Source organism: Citrobacter sp. Cm046, from assembly GCF_030333065.1.
In the GTDB taxonomy this organism is placed as follows: Bacteria; Pseudomonadota; Gammaproteobacteria; order Enterobacterales; family Enterobacteriaceae; genus Citrobacter; species Citrobacter murliniae.
In genome coordinates, this window is the sequence record NZ_JAOWGP010000043.1 from 273,565 (window position 1) to 289,391 (window position 15,827).

At 52.3% G+C, this 15,827-nt stretch carries 15 protein-coding genes; 1 reads left to right on the forward strand and 14 read right to left on the reverse strand.

All coding sequences use genetic code 11. The features are described 5' to 3' along the window. Positions 1–97: 97 nt before the first annotated feature. From hisJ to pdxB, 12 genes are all read right to left on the reverse strand, one after another. Complete coding sequence (gene hisJ, locus OGX98_RS17075; RefSeq protein WP_045445667.1) at positions 98–880, reverse strand: histidine ABC transporter substrate-binding protein HisJ; 783 nt, start codon at positions 878–880, stop codon at positions 98–100. 246 nt (positions 881–1,126) lie between these two features. Then, positions 1,127–1,909 carry a lysine/arginine/ornithine ABC transporter substrate-binding protein ArgT gene (gene argT / locus OGX98_RS17080; RefSeq protein ID WP_045445670.1) on the reverse strand — a complete coding sequence of 261 codons (783 nt, stop codon included), beginning with the start codon at positions 1,907–1,909 and terminating at the stop codon, positions 1,127–1,129. 287 nt (positions 1,910–2,196) lie between these two features. Beyond that, positions 2,197–2,766 carry a UbiX family flavin prenyltransferase gene (locus OGX98_RS17085; protein WP_045445673.1) on the reverse strand — a complete coding sequence of 190 codons (570 nt, stop codon included), beginning with the start codon at positions 2,764–2,766 and terminating at the stop codon, positions 2,197–2,199. A gap of 95 nt (positions 2,767–2,861) precedes the next feature. Further along, positions 2,862–4,379 carry an amidophosphoribosyltransferase gene (gene purF / locus OGX98_RS17090; protein WP_045445676.1) on the reverse strand — a complete coding sequence of 506 codons (1,518 nt, stop codon included), beginning with the start codon at positions 4,377–4,379 and terminating at the stop codon, positions 2,862–2,864. Positions 4,380–4,414: 35 nt separating this feature from the next. Further along, a complete protein-coding gene (gene cvpA, locus OGX98_RS17095; protein ID WP_045445679.1) occupies positions 4,415–4,903 on the reverse strand; it encodes a colicin V production protein in 489 nt (162 codons plus the stop codon). Between the two features lie 269 nt (positions 4,904–5,172). Continuing rightward, complete coding sequence (gene dedD / locus OGX98_RS17100) at positions 5,173–5,841, reverse strand: cell division protein DedD (RefSeq protein WP_286595629.1); 669 nt, start codon at positions 5,839–5,841, stop codon at positions 5,173–5,175. Next, the gene (gene folC / locus OGX98_RS17105; protein WP_286595630.1) at positions 5,831–7,099 is read right to left on the reverse strand and encodes a bifunctional tetrahydrofolate synthase/dihydrofolate synthase; all 1,269 of its coding nucleotides are present in this window, start codon (positions 7,097–7,099) and stop codon (positions 5,831–5,833) included. The genes dedD and folC overlap by 11 nt, the downstream gene beginning before the upstream one ends. 191 nt (positions 7,100–7,290) lie before the next feature. Further along, entirely contained in the window at positions 7,291–8,205 is a 915-nt protein-coding gene (gene accD / locus OGX98_RS17110; RefSeq protein ID WP_045445687.1) for an acetyl-CoA carboxylase, carboxyltransferase subunit beta, read from the reverse strand. Between the two features lie 149 nt (positions 8,206–8,354). Next, positions 8,355–9,014 carry a DedA family protein gene (locus OGX98_RS17115; protein WP_045445690.1) on the reverse strand — a complete coding sequence of 220 codons (660 nt, stop codon included), beginning with the start codon at positions 9,012–9,014 and terminating at the stop codon, positions 8,355–8,357. A gap of 23 nt (positions 9,015–9,037) precedes the next feature. After that, positions 9,038–9,850, reverse strand: a complete 813-nt coding sequence (truA, locus tag OGX98_RS17120) for a tRNA pseudouridine(38-40) synthase TruA (RefSeq protein ID WP_045445694.1) — start codon at positions 9,848–9,850, stop codon at positions 9,038–9,040. Continuing rightward, entirely contained in the window at positions 9,850–10,863 is a 1,014-nt protein-coding gene (locus OGX98_RS17125) for an aspartate-semialdehyde dehydrogenase (RefSeq protein WP_045445697.1), read from the reverse strand. The genes truA and OGX98_RS17125 overlap by 1 nt, the downstream gene beginning before the upstream one ends. 67 nt (positions 10,864–10,930) lie before the next feature. Beyond that, positions 10,931–12,067, reverse strand: coding sequence for a 4-phosphoerythronate dehydrogenase PdxB (gene pdxB / locus OGX98_RS17130; protein ID WP_286595632.1), 1,137 nt, complete (start codon positions 12,065–12,067; stop codon positions 10,931–10,933). A 108-nt stretch (positions 12,068–12,175) separates the two neighbouring features. Here pdxB and flk point away from each other — a divergent pair, with 108 nt between their 5' ends. After that, positions 12,176–13,177, forward strand: a complete 1,002-nt coding sequence (gene flk / locus OGX98_RS17135) for a flagella biosynthesis regulator Flk (protein ID WP_045449733.1) — start codon at positions 12,176–12,178, stop codon at positions 13,175–13,177. Here flk and OGX98_RS17140 read toward each other — a convergent pair. Then, positions 13,174–14,352 (reverse strand): MFS transporter, encoded by a 1,179-nt coding sequence (locus tag OGX98_RS17140; protein WP_045445703.1) that lies wholly within the window; start codon positions 14,350–14,352, stop codon positions 13,174–13,176. The two genes, flk and OGX98_RS17140, sit on opposite strands and share 4 nt — an antisense overlap. A gap of 240 nt (positions 14,353–14,592) precedes the next feature. Beyond that, the gene (gene fabB / locus OGX98_RS17145) at positions 14,593–15,813 is read right to left on the reverse strand and encodes a beta-ketoacyl-ACP synthase I (RefSeq protein ID WP_045445705.1); all 1,221 of its coding nucleotides are present in this window, start codon (positions 15,811–15,813) and stop codon (positions 14,593–14,595) included. Positions 15,814–15,827: the final 14 nt, after the last annotated feature.

Sequence of the window (15,827 nt, forward strand, 5' to 3'; positions counted from 1 at the left end):
AGGCCTACATGCTTTCGTCGTAGGTCTGATAAGGCGCAGTCGCCATCAGGCAATAAGTCGATCAACAATCTACGGGCTTTATCAGCACCTGCGGTGATTAACCGCCGTAAACATCAAAATCAAAGTACTTTTTCGCCAGTTTCTCGTAAGTACCGTCAGCACGCATTTCTGCAAATGCTTTATTCAGTGCTTCGCGCAGTTCGTTATCGTCTTTGCGCAGCCCCATTCCGGTACCCACGCCGAACAGTTTCTCATCTTTCACAGACGGGCCACCGAATTTGTAATCTTTACCTACAGGTTGCTTCAGGAAGCCTTCACTGGCAGCGACTTCATCCTGGAACGCGGCGTCGATTCGTCCGGCAGTCAGGTCAGAATAGATATTGTCCTGCCCCTGATAGGAGACAATTTCAATGCCTTTTGGCGCCCAGTGCTCGTTACCGAATGTTTCCTGGGTAGTGCCCTGCAGAACACCGACACGCTTGCCTTTCAGCGACTCGATTGTCGGCTGGATATCAGAATCTTTAGCAACTACCAGACGAGAATCCGCTGCATAAAGTTTGTCGGTAAAAGCAATTTCCTGCTGACGTTTTTCAGTAATGGAAAGCGAAGACATGATAGCGTCGATTTTCTTCGCTTTTAACGAAGGGATCAGCGCATCCAACGGGTTTTCCACGAAGGTACATTGTGTATTAATGCGTTTGCAGAGTTCTTTTGCCAAATCAATATCAAAACCAACCAGTTCACCCTGCGCATTTTTCGATTCAAACGGGGCATAAGTAGGATCGGTACCGATACGGACTTTTTGCGGAATGGCTGCAAATGCTGCGGTAGCACTGGAGAAAGCCAGGACCAGAGAAAGAGACAACACCAGTTTTTTCATAACTATCCTCAACAGACTGTCTTTTATAGGGGATCTTTACAGGACCAGGTGCAGTTATCGTGCCATTAATCAGGCCGACAAGGCAAAGCATTCTACCTTGCCGGCAATATTTTTTTGCATGAAAAGCGCTTAAGTATGCAATCATGCTCATTAAGACAGCGATAAAAGCACCAAAACAGTGCACTGGATTTATTATGCACCGTAATGGTTAGCCTCTATGGTGCAATCAATTCCCGTTTCAGCGTATCAGTCGCCGTAGACATTAAAGTTAAAATACTTTTTCGCCATTTTGTCGTAGGTGCCATCCTGACGCAGCTCACCCAACGCTTTATCAAAAGCAGCTTTCAGTTCCACGTCATCTTTGCGTAAACCAATTCCGGTTCCGTCTCCGAAATACTTTTTATCTTTTACCGAAGGACCAGCAAACACATAGTCTTTACCTGCTGGCTGTTTCAGGAAGCCTTCGCTGGCAGCAACTTCATCCTGCAATGCCGCATCGAGGCGCCCTGCTGTCAGGTCAGAATAGATAAGGTCCTGGTTCGCGTATGCCACTACATCCACGCCTTTGCTGCGCCAGGTGTCATTGGCATAGGCTTCCTGGGTGGAGCCTTGCAGTACCCCAACGTGTTTACCTTTCAGAGAATCCAGAGTCGGCTGGATTGGAGAACCTTTCGCCGCGATCAGACGTGAGTCTGCTGCGTAGAGTTTGTCTGAGAAAGCAATCTCTTGCTGGCGTTTCTCGGTGATAGAAAGCGAGGAGATGATGGCATCAATTTTTTTCGCTTTCAGCGATGGGATCAGCGCATCAAAGTCACTGGCAACCCAGGTACATTTGATTTGCATACGCTTACACATCTCATTTCCGAGATCGATATCAAACCCGACAAAATCCCCTTTCGCATCTTTAGAGGAAAAAGGGGCGTAGGTTGTATCTGTACCAATACGAACTGTCTGCGGAAGTGCTGCGTAGCTGGCCGCGGTTGCGGAAAGTCCTACCAGCAAAGACAAAGCAAGAACCGTCTTCTTCATACATAACCCTCAAGTGGCGTAATTTTATTATGTTTTACGTTGTGTTGTGTGTTTGCAGACTTTTTCATGCAGGTCTTATGCCATTTTCGCGTCGATGAGGATATTCGACGTTAAATATGTTAATAAAACGTTGCAATATTGTCCTGATTTTGAAGATAGCAGGTATGACGGTTGAACCGCAGCGTTTCGTTGAGTTTTAACGAATTAAATGTTGAGGATATGATCGCGGTTACAAAATTGCCCTGAAACAGGGCAACGAATACAGAGTTGCACGCTGACAGAGCAGCTTATGCCCCCTGCCAGCGGGTAAACAGGTCCTGAGGGAGAGAGATATCAAACTGGTCTAACACACGATTAACCGTTTGATTAATCACGTCATCAAGCGTCTGAGGGCGATGGTAAAACGCCGGTACGGGCGGCATAATCACAGCACCAATTTCCGCCGCCTGCGTCATGAGACGCAGATGTCCCAGATGCAGAGGTGTTTCACGCACGCACAGCACCAGAGGGCGGCGCTCTTTTAGCACAACATCAGCTGCACGGGTGAGCAGCCCATCGGTGTAGCTGTGGACAATGCCAGATAGCGTTTTAATTGAACATGGCAGGATAACCATTCCAGCCGTCTGGTACGAGCCGGATGAAATACTGGCGGCGATATCACGCGCATCATGATTTACATTCGCTAATGCCTGCACGTCGCGTACAGAGAGGTCCGTTTCAAGTGCCAGCGTCTGTCGCGCCGCCTGGCTCATCACCAGATGGGTTTCCACATCAGCAACGTCACGCAACACCTGCAACAAGCGCACGCCATAAATTGCGCCGCTAGCGCCGCTGATCCCTATGATGAGTCGTTTCATGTTTAACCGCCCTTTCTTGTTTCAGGGCTGACTTTGCAGGATTTTACGGGGAGTTGCAAGCAAGGGGACTTCTCCCCCTTGCTTGCTGTAGAGCATTAACCTTCGTTGTGCATCTCGAGGTTTTCAGCTTCGTTCTGACGCAGTACTGCTTTGGCGTCGTCATTACGCAGGGAATCAAGAAAATCGAGGTACTTCTGGTCGACGTCTTTAGTGACATACACACCGTTAAACACCGAGCATTCAAACTGCTGAATATCCGGGTTCTCAGCGCGCACGGCTTCAATCAGATCGTTCAGATCCTGGAAGATAAGACCGTCAGCACCAATTATCTGGCGGATCTCGTCCACTTCGCGCCCGTGAGCAATTAGCTCCGTCGCCGTTGGCATGTCAATACCGTAGACGTTCGGAAAGCGGATTTCCGGTGCGGCAGAGGCCAGGTACACCTTCTTCGCCCCGGCTTCACGCGCCATCTCGATAATCTGTTCTGAGGTGGTGCCGCGCACGATAGAATCATCCACCAGCAACACGTTCTTATCACGGAATTCAGCACGGTTAGCATTCAGCTTACGGCGTACAGATTTACGGCGCAACTGCTGACCCGGCATGATAAAAGTGCGCCCCACATAGCGGTTTTTCACAAAACCCTGGCGATACGGTTTGCCAAGAATACGGGCTATTTCCAGCGCGATGTCACAAGAGGTTTCCGGAATCGGGATGACGACGTCAATATCCAGATCTTCCCACTCGCGGGCAATTTTTTCGCCAAGCTTAGTCCCCATATTCACACGGGCGCTGTAGACGGAAATTTTGTCGATGAAAGAATCAGGACGCGCAAAGTAGACGTATTCGAACAGACACGGATTACTGACCGGATTATCCGCACACTGACGGGTAAACAACTGGCCTTTTTCAGTGATATACACCGCTTCGCCAGGTGCAACGTCACGCAGGAATTCAAAACCAAGCGTATCCAGCGCCACGCTTTCGGAGGCAACCATGTATTCGGTACGACCATCGCCAATATCGCGTTTGCCAAGCACCAGTGGGCGAATACCGTTAGGATCGCGGAAAGCGACCATCCCGTGACCGATAATCATCGCCACGCAGGCATATGCGCCGCGGATCTGGCGGTTAGTTGCGGCGATAGCCGCAAAAATATTATCGGCTTCCAGCGGATAGTGACGGAAGTTATCCAGCTCGCTGGCGAAAATATTCAGCAGAATTTCAGAATCTGAAGTGGTGTTGATGTGGCGACGCTTTTCTTCAAACAGCTTTTTACGCAGCTCATGCGCATTGGTCAGGTTGCCATTGTGGGCAAGCGTAATGCCATATGGTGAGTTGACGTAAAAAGGTTGAGCTTCGGAGGCGCTGGAGCTGCCAGCCGTTGGGTAACGCACATGGCCAATGCCCATATTGCCCTGCAAACGCTGCATATGGCGAGCTTCAAAAATGTCGCTCACCATTCCGTTTGCCTTTCGCAAACGGAAGCAGTTGTTGGCATCAATGGTGATGATGCCAGCGGCATCCTGACCACGATGCTGGAGCACCGTTAACGCGTCATAAATCGACTGGTTTACCGGCATAACACCGGCGATACCGACAATACCGCACATACGTCTTTTCCTCGTTAAGCCACATCTCAGAACCGTTAGGGTCTGGGCAAGAAACTTGACGAGCTTTGCAGATAGTCAAAAAACCATCTGATGATGAAACTGAACTGCGGGATCAACTGTGACTTGCTCCAGTCTTCACTTTTCGACACACCGGTAAACGTATCGAGAAAAAACAGAATGGCGGCGACGATCAACGCTCCTCGCAGAGCACCAAAGCAGATCCCCAACACCCTGTCGGTACCCGACAGGCCTGTTTTCTCCACCAGTTGGCCTATCACAAAATTAACGATAGCGCCGACGATAAGTGTCGCGATAAACAGTATCGCGATAGCAATCCCATTTCGAACCAGTTCGTCTTCAAAGCCCGTAAACCAGACAGACAGGTAAGTGTAGTAATGGCTGGCGACAAAGAAAGCACAACCCCAAGTCACCAACGATAATGCTTCACGAACAAAGCCACGGATCAGGCTAACCAGACAGGAAAAACCAATCACCGCGATAATGGCGTAATCAATCCAGACCATAAGTGTCCCACGATTTTACGCCCTGTCGTCCTGTTCGGGGCGCATTCTAACAGAAAAAGAAAACGTTTGCGTAGGGATTTCCTTTCCACGCGTAAATAAAAATGGCGCTGAAAAAATCATCAACGCCATCGAACTTTTTGCCTCTTCGGGCACTGCCGGATGGCGGTGCAAGCACCTTATCCGGCTCACAACACAGCAACACTGTAAGCCTGCCAGCACACCGCCATCAGGCACAATCCCGTGCAGGATAGCGATGCTGGCACCACGGTTTAGTTCGGGGTGTAACCCATCACGACCCCACTCAAACCGGAGATCTTTTGCAGTTCGCCGAGCGAGTTTTTCAGCTTATCTCTGGAGGCGTCAGGCCCGACAAGAATGCGGGTTATTTTACCCTGTACTGGCGTTGACGGGGAAGTATATACCCGGAAGCCAGCTCCCCGAAGTTTACCAACGATCTCATTGACCTTATCGGCGTTTTTCAGCGCACCGAGTTGCACGACGTACGCTTTCCCGGTTGGGGTCGGAGTCTCCGCAACTGCCGGTTTAGGCGTTGGCGCAGGTGCAGGTGCAGGTGCGGGTGCAACAGGCTGTGGTTGCGGCTTCGGTTTTGGTTTCGGCTGTTCGACAGGCGCAGGTATGGGATCAAACTCCGCACTGTTTGCCGCAGTCAGGCGTGACGGATCCAGTGACGGCGCAGCAGCATCACCTGCACGCACCTCTTCTGCCGCGCCTTCTGGCGGTTGCGTCGGCAGCGCCTGCGTTGCCGCAGGCATCATGTCTGGCTCATCGCGATCGCCAGGTTTAGGCACCAGAGGGATCGCCGCAAACTCATCCTGATAATGTTTTTTTTGCCCGTCAAGCAACCCGGGAAGCACAATCACCCCAAGCGCCACCAGCACAATTGTGCCAACTAATCGATTCTGAAACTTACTCGCCACCGCTTCTCCCCACGTCTATCACTTCCATGACATGTGCGACAGTGTGAAACGATCCACACACCAACACGGTATCTTCTGGTTTTGCATCTGCCAGCGCAGCATGCCATGCCTGAGCAACGCTGCCATAGGCTTCGCCTTTGCCCAAATGCTCCAGCAGTTGTTCTGCTGTCGCGCCCCGCGGACCTTCCAGGGGAGCACAATACCAGGCGTCAACCACGCTTTTCAACCAGGCCAGCGTACCTGCAATATCTTTATCATGTAGCATACCGATAACCGCCAGTACGCGCCCGTTTTTCACTAACTTTTTCAGACACCCGGTCAGATATTCCGCCGCATGAGGATTATGGGCGACATCAAAAATAACACGTGGCGACTCGCTCACAATCTGGAAGCGTCCCGGCAAAATAGCCAACTCGATACCTTCACGAATCGCCTGCTCGCTCACATTAAGTCCACTTGTCCGCAGGGCAGCCAGTGCAGTTGCGGCATTTGGTTGTGGAACCTGTGGTAACGGCAGGTGCGCCAGCGTACCGTGACAGTCCGTAAAGGACCAGTCATTGTCCGTTACAGCATAGCGCCAGTCCACGCCATATCGTTGCAAATTCGCTCCGGTCTCTTGCGCGACATCTGCAATGGTGTAAGGCATTTCAGGTTCGCCAACAATAGCCGGTTTTTCGGCACGGAAAATGCCGGCCTTCTCACGACCAATACTTTCACGATCAGGTCCCAGCCAGTCAGTATGGTCGAGCGCAATACTGGTAACCACCGCGACATCAGCATCGACAATATTCGTGGCATCCAGACGCCCACCCAGGCCAACCTCCAGAATCACCACATCAAGCTGTGCCTGTTTGAACAGCCACAGCGCCGACAGCGTGCCATATTCAAAATAGGTCAGGGAAATGTCACCGCGTGCGGCTTCAATCTCAGCAAATGAGGCTGTGTGGGCCGCTTCCGGTAACTCATTTCCCTGCACACGAACACGTTCTGTGTAGCGCACCAGATGGGGAGAGCTGTACACACCGACTTTATATCCGGCTGCCGTCAGTACGGACTCCAGCGTGCGGCAGGTTGTACCCTTACCGTTGGTTCCCGCCACCGTGAAGATGAATGGAGCCGGTTTAAGAATACCCAGCCGCGCCGCAACCTGGCTGACACGCTCAAGGCCCAAATCGATGGTTTTACTGTGCAGGTTTTCCAGATAAGAAAGCCACGACGCCAGGGGCGACGTGGCTTGAGGGATACGTTTATTGTCCATGATTTATGTAATTCGCTACGGTGAGAAAAGAAAAAGGCAGCGCCGACCGGCCCTGCCCTTTTATACTCGTCGCCTTTCAAGTTGCAGGGATATTGGCTGCACTCGCTCACCCGAATCACTTACCAGTGTAAGTTCATCGGGATTCACTCTCTTGCCGCCTTCCTGCAACTCGAAATCCATAGAGTAAACTATCAGGCCTCTGATTCCTGATCGGGTACCGGAGGTACCACCACGCCTTCACGTGGCTCATCCGGATTCGGCGCAGGAAGATTCATTAGCTTCGCCAGGATGCTCGCCAGTTTCAGGCGCATTTCCGGGCGGCGAACGATCATATCGATAGCGCCTTTTTCAATCAGGAACTCACTGCGCTGGAATCCCGGCGGCAATTTCTCACGTACGGTTTGCTCGATAACACGCGGACCAGCAAAGCCGATCAGTGCTTTCGGTTCAGCAACGTTGAGATCGCCCAACATCGCGAAGCTTGCTGAAACCCCACCCATGGTTGGGTCGGTCAGTACAGAGATGTACGGTAAACCACGTTCCTGCATTTTCGCCAGTGCAGCAGAGGTTTTTGCCATCTGCATCAGTGACATCAGCGCTTCCTGCATACGCGCACCGCCGGAAGCGGAGAAGCAGATCAGCGGGCAGTTGTCTTCCAGCGCCTGTTCAACGGCACGGACAAAACGGGCACCAACCACAGACCCCATGGAACCGCCCATAAAAGCGAATTCGAATGCTGCAGCAACGACCGGCATACCGTGAAGTGTACCTTTCATTACCACCAGCGCATCTTTCTCGCCGGTTTCTTTCTGCGCAGAAGCCAGTCTGTCTTTGTATTTCTTGGAATCACGAAACTTCAGCACGTCTTTCGGCTCAAGCTCGCTACCCAGCTCCACAAGAGAACCTTCATCTAACAGGCTATGCAGGCGATTGCGCGCCGACATGCGCATATGATGGTCACACTTCGGACAGACCTCAAGATTACGTTCCAGCTCAGCACGGTATAAAACCTGACCGCAGCTATCACACTTGGTCCACACCCCTTCAGGAATGCTTGCCTTGCGGGTGGGAGTAATGTTGCTTTTAATTCGTTCAATCCAGCTCATTGGTGACCTTTCTGCCTGAACCTTAGTCAGCTTTGTTATAAGGGGCGCATAATGCCATTTTTGCCCCCAACAGACCATGAATGTTGCACATTAAAACATAACAGCCCGAAACTTTGGATAAAAAAGTGGTCGAACCGCTGAGTTACTTTCTATTTTGCAGCACGTGACGCAGCACGCTTGTGACGAATCACTTCAATAACGCCGGGCAATACGGAGAGGACGATAATCGCCACAATCAATAATTTCAGGTTCTCCTGTACCACCGGCAGATCGCCAAACAGATAGCCTGCATAGGTAAACAGCAATACCCACAGCAGCGCGCCTGCGACGTTATACATTGCAAAATGGCGGTAGGACATATGCCCCATACCTGCCACAAACGGCGCAAATGTACGCACGATAGGGACAAAACGCGCCAAAATAATCGTTTTGCCACCATGACGTGCATAAAACGCATGGGTTTTATCCAGGTAGCTGCGGCGAAAAATTTTGGAATTCGGATTGCTAAAAAGTTTTTCGCCGAACAGTCGACCGATAGTGTAGTTCACCGCATCGCCAACAATCGCCGCCACAATCATTAACGCCACCATCAGATGAACATTCAAATCATTGGTTGGCAACGCAGAGAGCGCTCCGGCGACAAACAGCAGAGAATCGCCCGGCAGGAACGGCGTCACTACCAGTCCTGTTTCACAAAACAGAATCAGAAACAGAATGGCGTAAACCCAAACACCGTATTCCGCTACCAGTTCAGCCAAATGCACATCTATGTGCAGGATAAAATCGATCAGAAAGTAAATCAGGTCCATATTTATGCCTTTTACGACTCGAATTAGTCCGCCAGGAACAGCGGGCCCATTGGCGGTTTAGGCAGGTCAAACCGATCTGGATAATCTACCGCAACCAGATACAGTCCTTCCGCCTTCGCCGTTGCCGCTGCCAGCGTTCTGTCCTTCGCCGCTAACAACTCTGCTATCCAGCTCTCCGGCTGGTTGTGGGCACCTACTTCCATCAGGCTACCGACAATATTCCTGACCATATGATGTACAAAGGCATTTGCTTTGATATCGACCACCACATATGGGCCGTGACGCGTGACGTTGATGTGCATCACGTTGCGCCACGGTGTGCGCGACTGGCACTGCACTGCCCGAAACGAAGTGAAATCATTCTCACCAATCAGACACTGAGCCGCACGATGCATACGTTCAGCATCCAGCGGTTCATAGTAATGCGTCACACCGTTCCCCAGAACCGCCGGGCGTAACCGATGATTGTAGATGATGTAGCGATAACGGCGAGCCGTGGCGCTAAATCGTGCATGAAAATCATCCGGCACAGCCTTCACCCAGCGCACGGCAATGTCACCAGGTAAATTCGCATTTACACCCAGTGTCCATGCCGCATCTTTACGTTGCGCGGTGGTTTCAAAATGCACCACCTGCCCCGTTCCATGAACGCCTGCATCCGTTCGCCCCGCACAAAATACATTAATGCGTTCATTGGCGACTTGTGAGAGCGCTTTTTCCAGTTTTTCCTGAACGCTACGCACTTCGTTCTGGCGCTGCCAGCCATAATATTTGCTGCCATCATACTCTATACCCAGCGCAATTTTATGTGTTGGCAGTTGTTGCAGGTCAGACATTAGTACAGATACTCCTGCACCAGTTTTTCAGCAATTTTTACCGACATTAACGCGCCACCAAAGCGCACATTATCGGCTACAGACCAGAACTGAATCTGCTCCGGCATACCATAATCGTTATGTACGCAGCCGACCGAAAGATGGGGAGTACCAGAAGCATCACCAACCTGAGTAGGATAATCCGTCTCTTCCGACAGAACGATGTCTTCGCCGCGGGTAAACGCATCACGAGCCTCTTCTGCCGCCAGCGGCCGCAGGGCTTCAAAGTTCACCATTTGTGCATGGCCGTAAAACACTGGCGACTGCACTATGCTTGCGGAGACCAGCAGACCATCGTCCTGCATAATTTTCCGCACTTCATCGACGATCCGACGTTCTTCACGCACGCTGCCTTCACGATCCGGCAGTAATGGCAACATATTGAACGCCAGTTGACGCCCGAAGAAATCATCGTCATCGACAGGGATCCCGTTGAGCAGCTTCGCACTCTGCCCTGCCAGCGCATCCACCGCCTTTTTACCGCGTGCAGAAGCTGAAATAATATTGGTGACCGTTATACGAGAAAGCCCGCCGTCATCAATCAGTGGTTTCAGCGCAGTCAGCAACTGGCTGGTCAGACTATCCGGGACGGCAATCACATTGCGGTTGCGATAATCCGCCAGTACGAACGGGTTAACATCCGGTACGACCAGCGGGACATCCGGCTCAAGAGCAAACAGCCCGCTACTGTCAATAACCAGGCAACCTGAGTTGGTTGCTTCTTCCACCCACGCGGCTGTTGCCTCCACTCCAGCGACAAAAAATGCCAGTTGCGCTTGTGTCCAGTCAAAATCAGCAACATCCTGAACAACGATCGATTTACCATTAAAACGCAGGTGCTCACCGGCGCTTTCGTTACGTGCCAGCGCATAAATCTCACCGACCGGGAACTGGCGTTCAGCCAGTGTATCGAGCAGGGCTTCGCCGACGGCGCCCGTTGCGCCCAGAATGGCAATATTCCAGCCTTCAGACATGGTGATTTACTCCAGAAATACATAAGCGTCCCTGTCGTATTATTCGACAGGGAGCATTAAGAAGACATTAATGTGCCGGGTGATGAACAGCGTTAAAACCCAGCTTACACAACAAGGTAGCTGCAGCAGCGTCATCACATATTACGTATAAAGACGACCATTCACGGCGCTCAAGGTAATTCTTACGCAGTTTATCAAACTCACCCGGAATTCCAGCGACTTTACGCAGCGGCGCATCATCGCGGCGCACATCATACACTAAATGCACCAGCCTTTTCAGCGTTGGCTGATCTAACGGACCATGCAATGTGATACGACCAAATTCCGGCGCGGGTAACAGGGTGTTCAGCGCTACGTGCTGTTCGCGGCCAATAAACTTGCTGTAGGCCTCAAAGACCTGCGTGGTCCCACGCGCTTTTCCTTCAAGGGTATAACCGGCAATGTGCGCCGTGCCGATGTCGGCTTTCTCCAGCAACGCCACATTCAGATCCGGCTCACCTTCCCAGACGTCCAGCACAACGCTCAACGACTGCCCGGCATTCAGACGATTCAGTAATGCGCCATTATCAATGACCGGCCCACGGCAGGCATTAATCAGGATGGTTCCCGGCTTGAGTCGGCTTATGAGCGCCTCATCAGCCAGATGCAGCGTCTTGTACGGACCGTCTTTAAACAGCGGCGTATGGAAAGTCAGTACATCAGCTTGCTCAACCAGTTCCTCCAGCGAACGAAAGTCGCCCTCATCCCCCCGGTCAGCACGCGGTGGATCGCAAAGCAAAGTACGAATTCCCAATGCTTCCAGTCGCGCTTGCAAACGCGCCCCCACATTACCGACACCCACGATACCTACGGTCCTATCGCGTAATGCAAAACTGTCGCGTTCCGCCAGCATCAACAGCGCAGAAAAGACATATTCAACCACTGCAATGGCATTGCACCCAGGCGCTGCGGAAAAGCCGATCCCCGACTGCGCAAGCCAGGCTTCATCCACATGATCAGTACCTGCAGTTGCCGTCCCGACAAATTTTACGGGTTTTCCGCTGAGCAGTGATTCGTTTACTTTCGTCACCGAGCGCACCATTAAGGCATCCGCATCTTCGAGTTCTGAGACGGGAATCGGGCGACCGGGAACCGCTTTGACCTCCCCCAAACGACTGAACAGTTCGCGGGCATAGGGCATATTTTCATCAACGAGGATTTTCACGTCTTTCGCACCTGTTTGAGAACGAGAGTTAACCGGGCAAGTGTGCCATAATCTCGCCGCCAGGCATACTGCGAGACCTGGTTAGCTCAGATTTAAGGAATAGAGATGATGCAGCCCATTTCTGGTACTCCCGCGCGCCCTCCCGGTGAAGGCCCAAATGCCCCTGCCGTTGCGGGTGAGCAACCGTTATCCACGCAGCAACGTACTGTGCTGGAACGACTTATCACGCGTTTAATTTCACTCACTCAGCAGCAAAGTGCCGAGGTATGGGCTGGAATGAAGCACGATCTGGGGGTCAAAAGTGATACACCGTTGCAGTCGCGTCACTTTCCTGCCGCTGAGCAAAACCTGAACCAACGGCTTGGCATTGCTCAGCAGAATCATGCTAACCGTCAGGTACTGTCACAGCTCACAGAATTGCTGAGTCAGGGGAATAATCGCCAGGCTGTGAGTGATTTTATTCGCCAGCAGTACGGACAAACAGCGCTCAGTCAACTCACACCAGAACAGTTAAAAAATGTGCTGACACTGTTACAGCAGGGGCAACTTTCGATCCCGCAGCCACAACAGCGCCCGGCAACCGATCGCCCTTTGCTCCCGGCAGAGCACAACACGTTGAATCAACTGGTGACAAAACTGGCTGCGGCCACCGGAGAATCCGGCAAGCTAATCTGGCAATCCATGCTGGAACTGTCCGGCGTAAAAAGCGGAGAACTGATCCCCGCGAAGCAGTTCACCCATCTGGTGACCTGGCTGCAAGCGCGTCAGACGCTAAGCCTGCAAAATGCACCAACGTTGCAAACGCTTCAGGCAGCGTTGAAACAACCGCTGGAACCGAATGAGTTCGCGGCGATAAAAGACTACGCGCAGCAGACCTGGCAGATCCAACCGCAAACAATTTTGACCACTGTGCAGGTACAGGATTTGCTCAATCAGATCTTCTTGCGGCGCGTAGAGCGGGACAAAGAATTAAACGATCCTCGACATCTTCAGCCGATTTACAGCCCGTTCACACCGGTGATTGAAAACATTAAATCACTGTCGGCGCGACCGGGGCTGATGTTTGTGGCGTTGATGATTGCATTAGCCATTTTCTGGCTCGTCACTTAACCTTTTCGCAAGGTAAGCAGCGTAACGACAATTCCGACCACCGCGGAAATCGCCCCGGCAAGAAATACCGAGGGATAGCCATAAGCGGTGGCCAGAACCCCAGCTAAAGGACCGCTTACGCCGTAGGAGATATCCTGGAATGCGGCGTAACCACCCAGCGCCGTACCACGAACCTGTGCAGGAACACGCTTCACGACCTCCACACCCAGTGCCGGGAAAATGAGCGAACACCCTGCCCCGGTTAATGCCGCCCCCAACAAAGCAAACCAGGCCGTTGGTGCCAGCCACAGCAGTACCAGACCCGCTGTTTCAACTAGCAAAGAGACAACCGCGACCTTAACCCCGCCAAACCTGTCCGGCATCCAGCCAAACAGAATACGCATCAGCACAAAAGCACCACCAAACGCGGTCAGGGTGAATCCTGCCATGGTCCAGCCGTTGCTGACAAAATAGAGGGAGATAAAGGTGCCAATCACCGCAAAACCAACGCCCTGTAGCGCCAGACCCACACCAGGTTTCCAGATAAGCCCCACAACGCTCCACAAAGAAGGCCGTTCTCCAGCGTGAGCAGGCACTTTACGGACGGTACCATTGAATGCCCATGCCAGCAGCGGTAATGCCATCGTGGTTCCCGCCAGCGCGGCGAAACCAAAGTGGCTGTGGATCAGCAGCCCCAACGGTGCACCGGCGGCCAGTGCGCCGTAAATCGCCATCCCGTTCCACGACATCACCTTACCAGAACGCGTTGGCCCAACCAGCCCCAGCCCCCAGGTCAGGGTTCCGGTAAGTAACTGGCTTTCACCAAAACCGAGGATCAGACGTCCCACAATTAACAACGCGAACTTAACGGGAACAGAGACTGGTAATAGCGCAGCCAATAGCCACGCCGCGCCCGCCAGCGCACAGGCAAACATCCCCTGTAGCGCAGAACGTTTGGCACCATACTGATCGGCTAACCGTCCCGCGTAACCACGCGTTAATACCGTCGCCAGAAACTGAACGCCCACAGCAATGCCAACCATGGTGTTGCCATAGCCCAACTCATGGTGGACAAACAGCGGGATGACAGGCAAAGGCAGGCCGACCGTCATATAGGTCAGGAAAACTGCAAAAGCGATACGAAATAGCGAAACATTCGCCGAAGATGTTTTTTCTTGTTGGGTTACTGCTGTCATGCGTTACTCCAGAATGCAGAGTAAGGCGAGGAAATGCCACGCCCCCTCTACCTGACTATCAGGATTAAGGTGCGTTGGATAACGTTAAACGCTTACGCATTATCATGAGGATAATGTTGAGCGGGGAGTCTGCCTGTAAATTGCCCCCATTGTCAATGCCATAAAAAAGGGAGCCTGTTGGCTCCCTTTTAACCCGATCAGCGAAACGCCATCAGGCAATGACTGGTATTAGTACCAAACTTACGCTTTCAGCTTACGCATCACCAGCGTGGCGTTAGTCCCGCCAAAGCCGAAGCTGTTGGACATAACGGTAGTCAGTTCTTGCTCAGTCGGCTTGGTCACGATGTTCAGACCAGCAGCTTGTTCGTCCAGCTCTTCAATGTTGATGCTTGGCGCGATAAAGCCATGTTCCAGCATCAGCAGAGAGTAAATAGCTTCCTGCACACCCGCAGCACCCAGAGAGTGACCGGTCATTGCTTTGGTTGCAGAGATTGCCGGGCTGTGATCGCCGAACACTTCACGGATTGCACCCAGCTCTTTCACGTCGCCTACCGGTGTAGAAGTACCGTGTGAGTTCAGGTAGTCGATTGGTGTATCAACGCCGTGCATCGCCATCTGCATGCAGCGCACTGCGCCTTCACCTGACGGAGCAACCATGTCTGCGCCATCAGAAGTTGCGCCGTAACCGACGATTTCCGCGTAGATGTGTGCGCCACGAGCCAGAGCGTGTTCCAGCTCTTCGACAACAACCATACCGCCACCGCCTGCGATAACGAAACCATCGCGGCTTGCATCATAAGTACGGGACGCTTTGTCCGGAGAGTCGTTGTATTTGGTAGACAGCGCGCCCATTGCGTCGAATTCGCACGCCATTTCCCAGCACAGCTCTTCGCCGCCGCCAGCAAAAACGATGTCCTGCTTGCCCAATTGAATTTGTTCAACAGCGTTGCCGATACAATGTGCAGACGTCGCACAGGCAGAGCTGATGGAGTAGTTTACGCCGTGGATTTTGAACGGTGTTGCGAGGCAAGCAGAAACGCCGGATGCCATCGCTTTAGTCACCACATACGGACCAACGGCTTTCAGACCACGCGGGCTACGCATTGCGTCAGCGCCGAAGACCTGAAAACGCGGGGAGCCGCCGCCAGAACCTGCAATCAGGCCAACGCGCGGGTTGTTCTGGTAAACTTCTGCAGAGAGGCCAGCATCAGCAACTGCCTGCTCCATAGAAAGGAATGCATAGATGGATGCGTCGCTCATAAAGCGCACAACTTTGCGGTCAATGAGGCCAGTGGTATCCAGTTTTACGTTGCCCCAAACGTGGCTACGCATGCCGGAGTCCTTCAGCTCCTGAGAGAAAGTGATCCCTGAACGTCCTTCACGCAGAGATGCCAGGACTTCCTGCTGGTTATTACCGATGCTGGAAACGATGCCCAAGCCAGTAATCACTGCACGTTTCATTCAATACCTCTGTA

What these genes read in the sequence shown, in the direction of transcription:
- flk (WP_045449733.1), top strand. Translation starts at nt 12,176, where the DNA reads ATGCAGCCCATTTCTGGTACTCCCGCGCGCCCTCCCGGTGAAGGCCCA.
- cvpA (WP_045445679.1), bottom strand. Translation starts at nt 4,903, where the DNA reads ATGGTCTGGATTGATTACGCCATTATCGCGGTGATTGGTTTTTCCTGT.
- argT (WP_045445670.1), bottom strand. Translation starts at nt 1,909, where the DNA reads ATGAAGAAGACGGTTCTTGCTTTGTCTTTGCTGGTAGGACTTTCCGCA.
- OGX98_RS17140 (WP_045445703.1), bottom strand. Translation starts at nt 14,352, where the DNA reads ATGACAGCAGTAACCCAACAAGAAAAAACATCTTCGGCGAATGTTTCG.
- folC (WP_286595630.1), bottom strand. Translation starts at nt 7,099, where the DNA reads ATGGACAATAAACGTATCCCTCAAGCCACGTCGCCCCTGGCGTCGTGG.
- purF (WP_045445676.1), bottom strand. Translation starts at nt 4,379, where the DNA reads ATGTGCGGTATTGTCGGTATCGCCGGTGTTATGCCGGTAAACCAGTCG.
- OGX98_RS17085 (WP_045445673.1), bottom strand. Translation starts at nt 2,766, where the DNA reads ATGAAACGACTCATCATAGGGATCAGCGGCGCTAGCGGCGCAATTTAT.
- OGX98_RS17115 (WP_045445690.1), bottom strand. Translation starts at nt 9,014, where the DNA reads ATGGACCTGATTTACTTTCTGATCGATTTTATCCTGCACATAGATGTG.
- OGX98_RS17125 (WP_045445697.1), bottom strand. Translation starts at nt 10,863, where the DNA reads ATGTCTGAAGGCTGGAATATTGCCATTCTGGGCGCAACGGGCGCCGTC.
- hisJ (WP_045445667.1), bottom strand. Translation starts at nt 880, where the DNA reads ATGAAAAAACTGGTGTTGTCTCTTTCTCTGGTCCTGGCTTTCTCCAGT.
- accD (WP_045445687.1), bottom strand. Translation starts at nt 8,205, where the DNA reads ATGAGCTGGATTGAACGAATTAAAAGCAACATTACTCCCACCCGCAAG.
- fabB (WP_045445705.1), bottom strand. Translation starts at nt 15,813, where the DNA reads ATGAAACGTGCAGTGATTACTGGCTTGGGCATCGTTTCCAGCATCGGT.
- truA (WP_045445694.1), bottom strand. Translation starts at nt 9,850, where the DNA reads ATGTCTGACCTGCAACAACTGCCAACACATAAAATTGCGCTGGGTATA.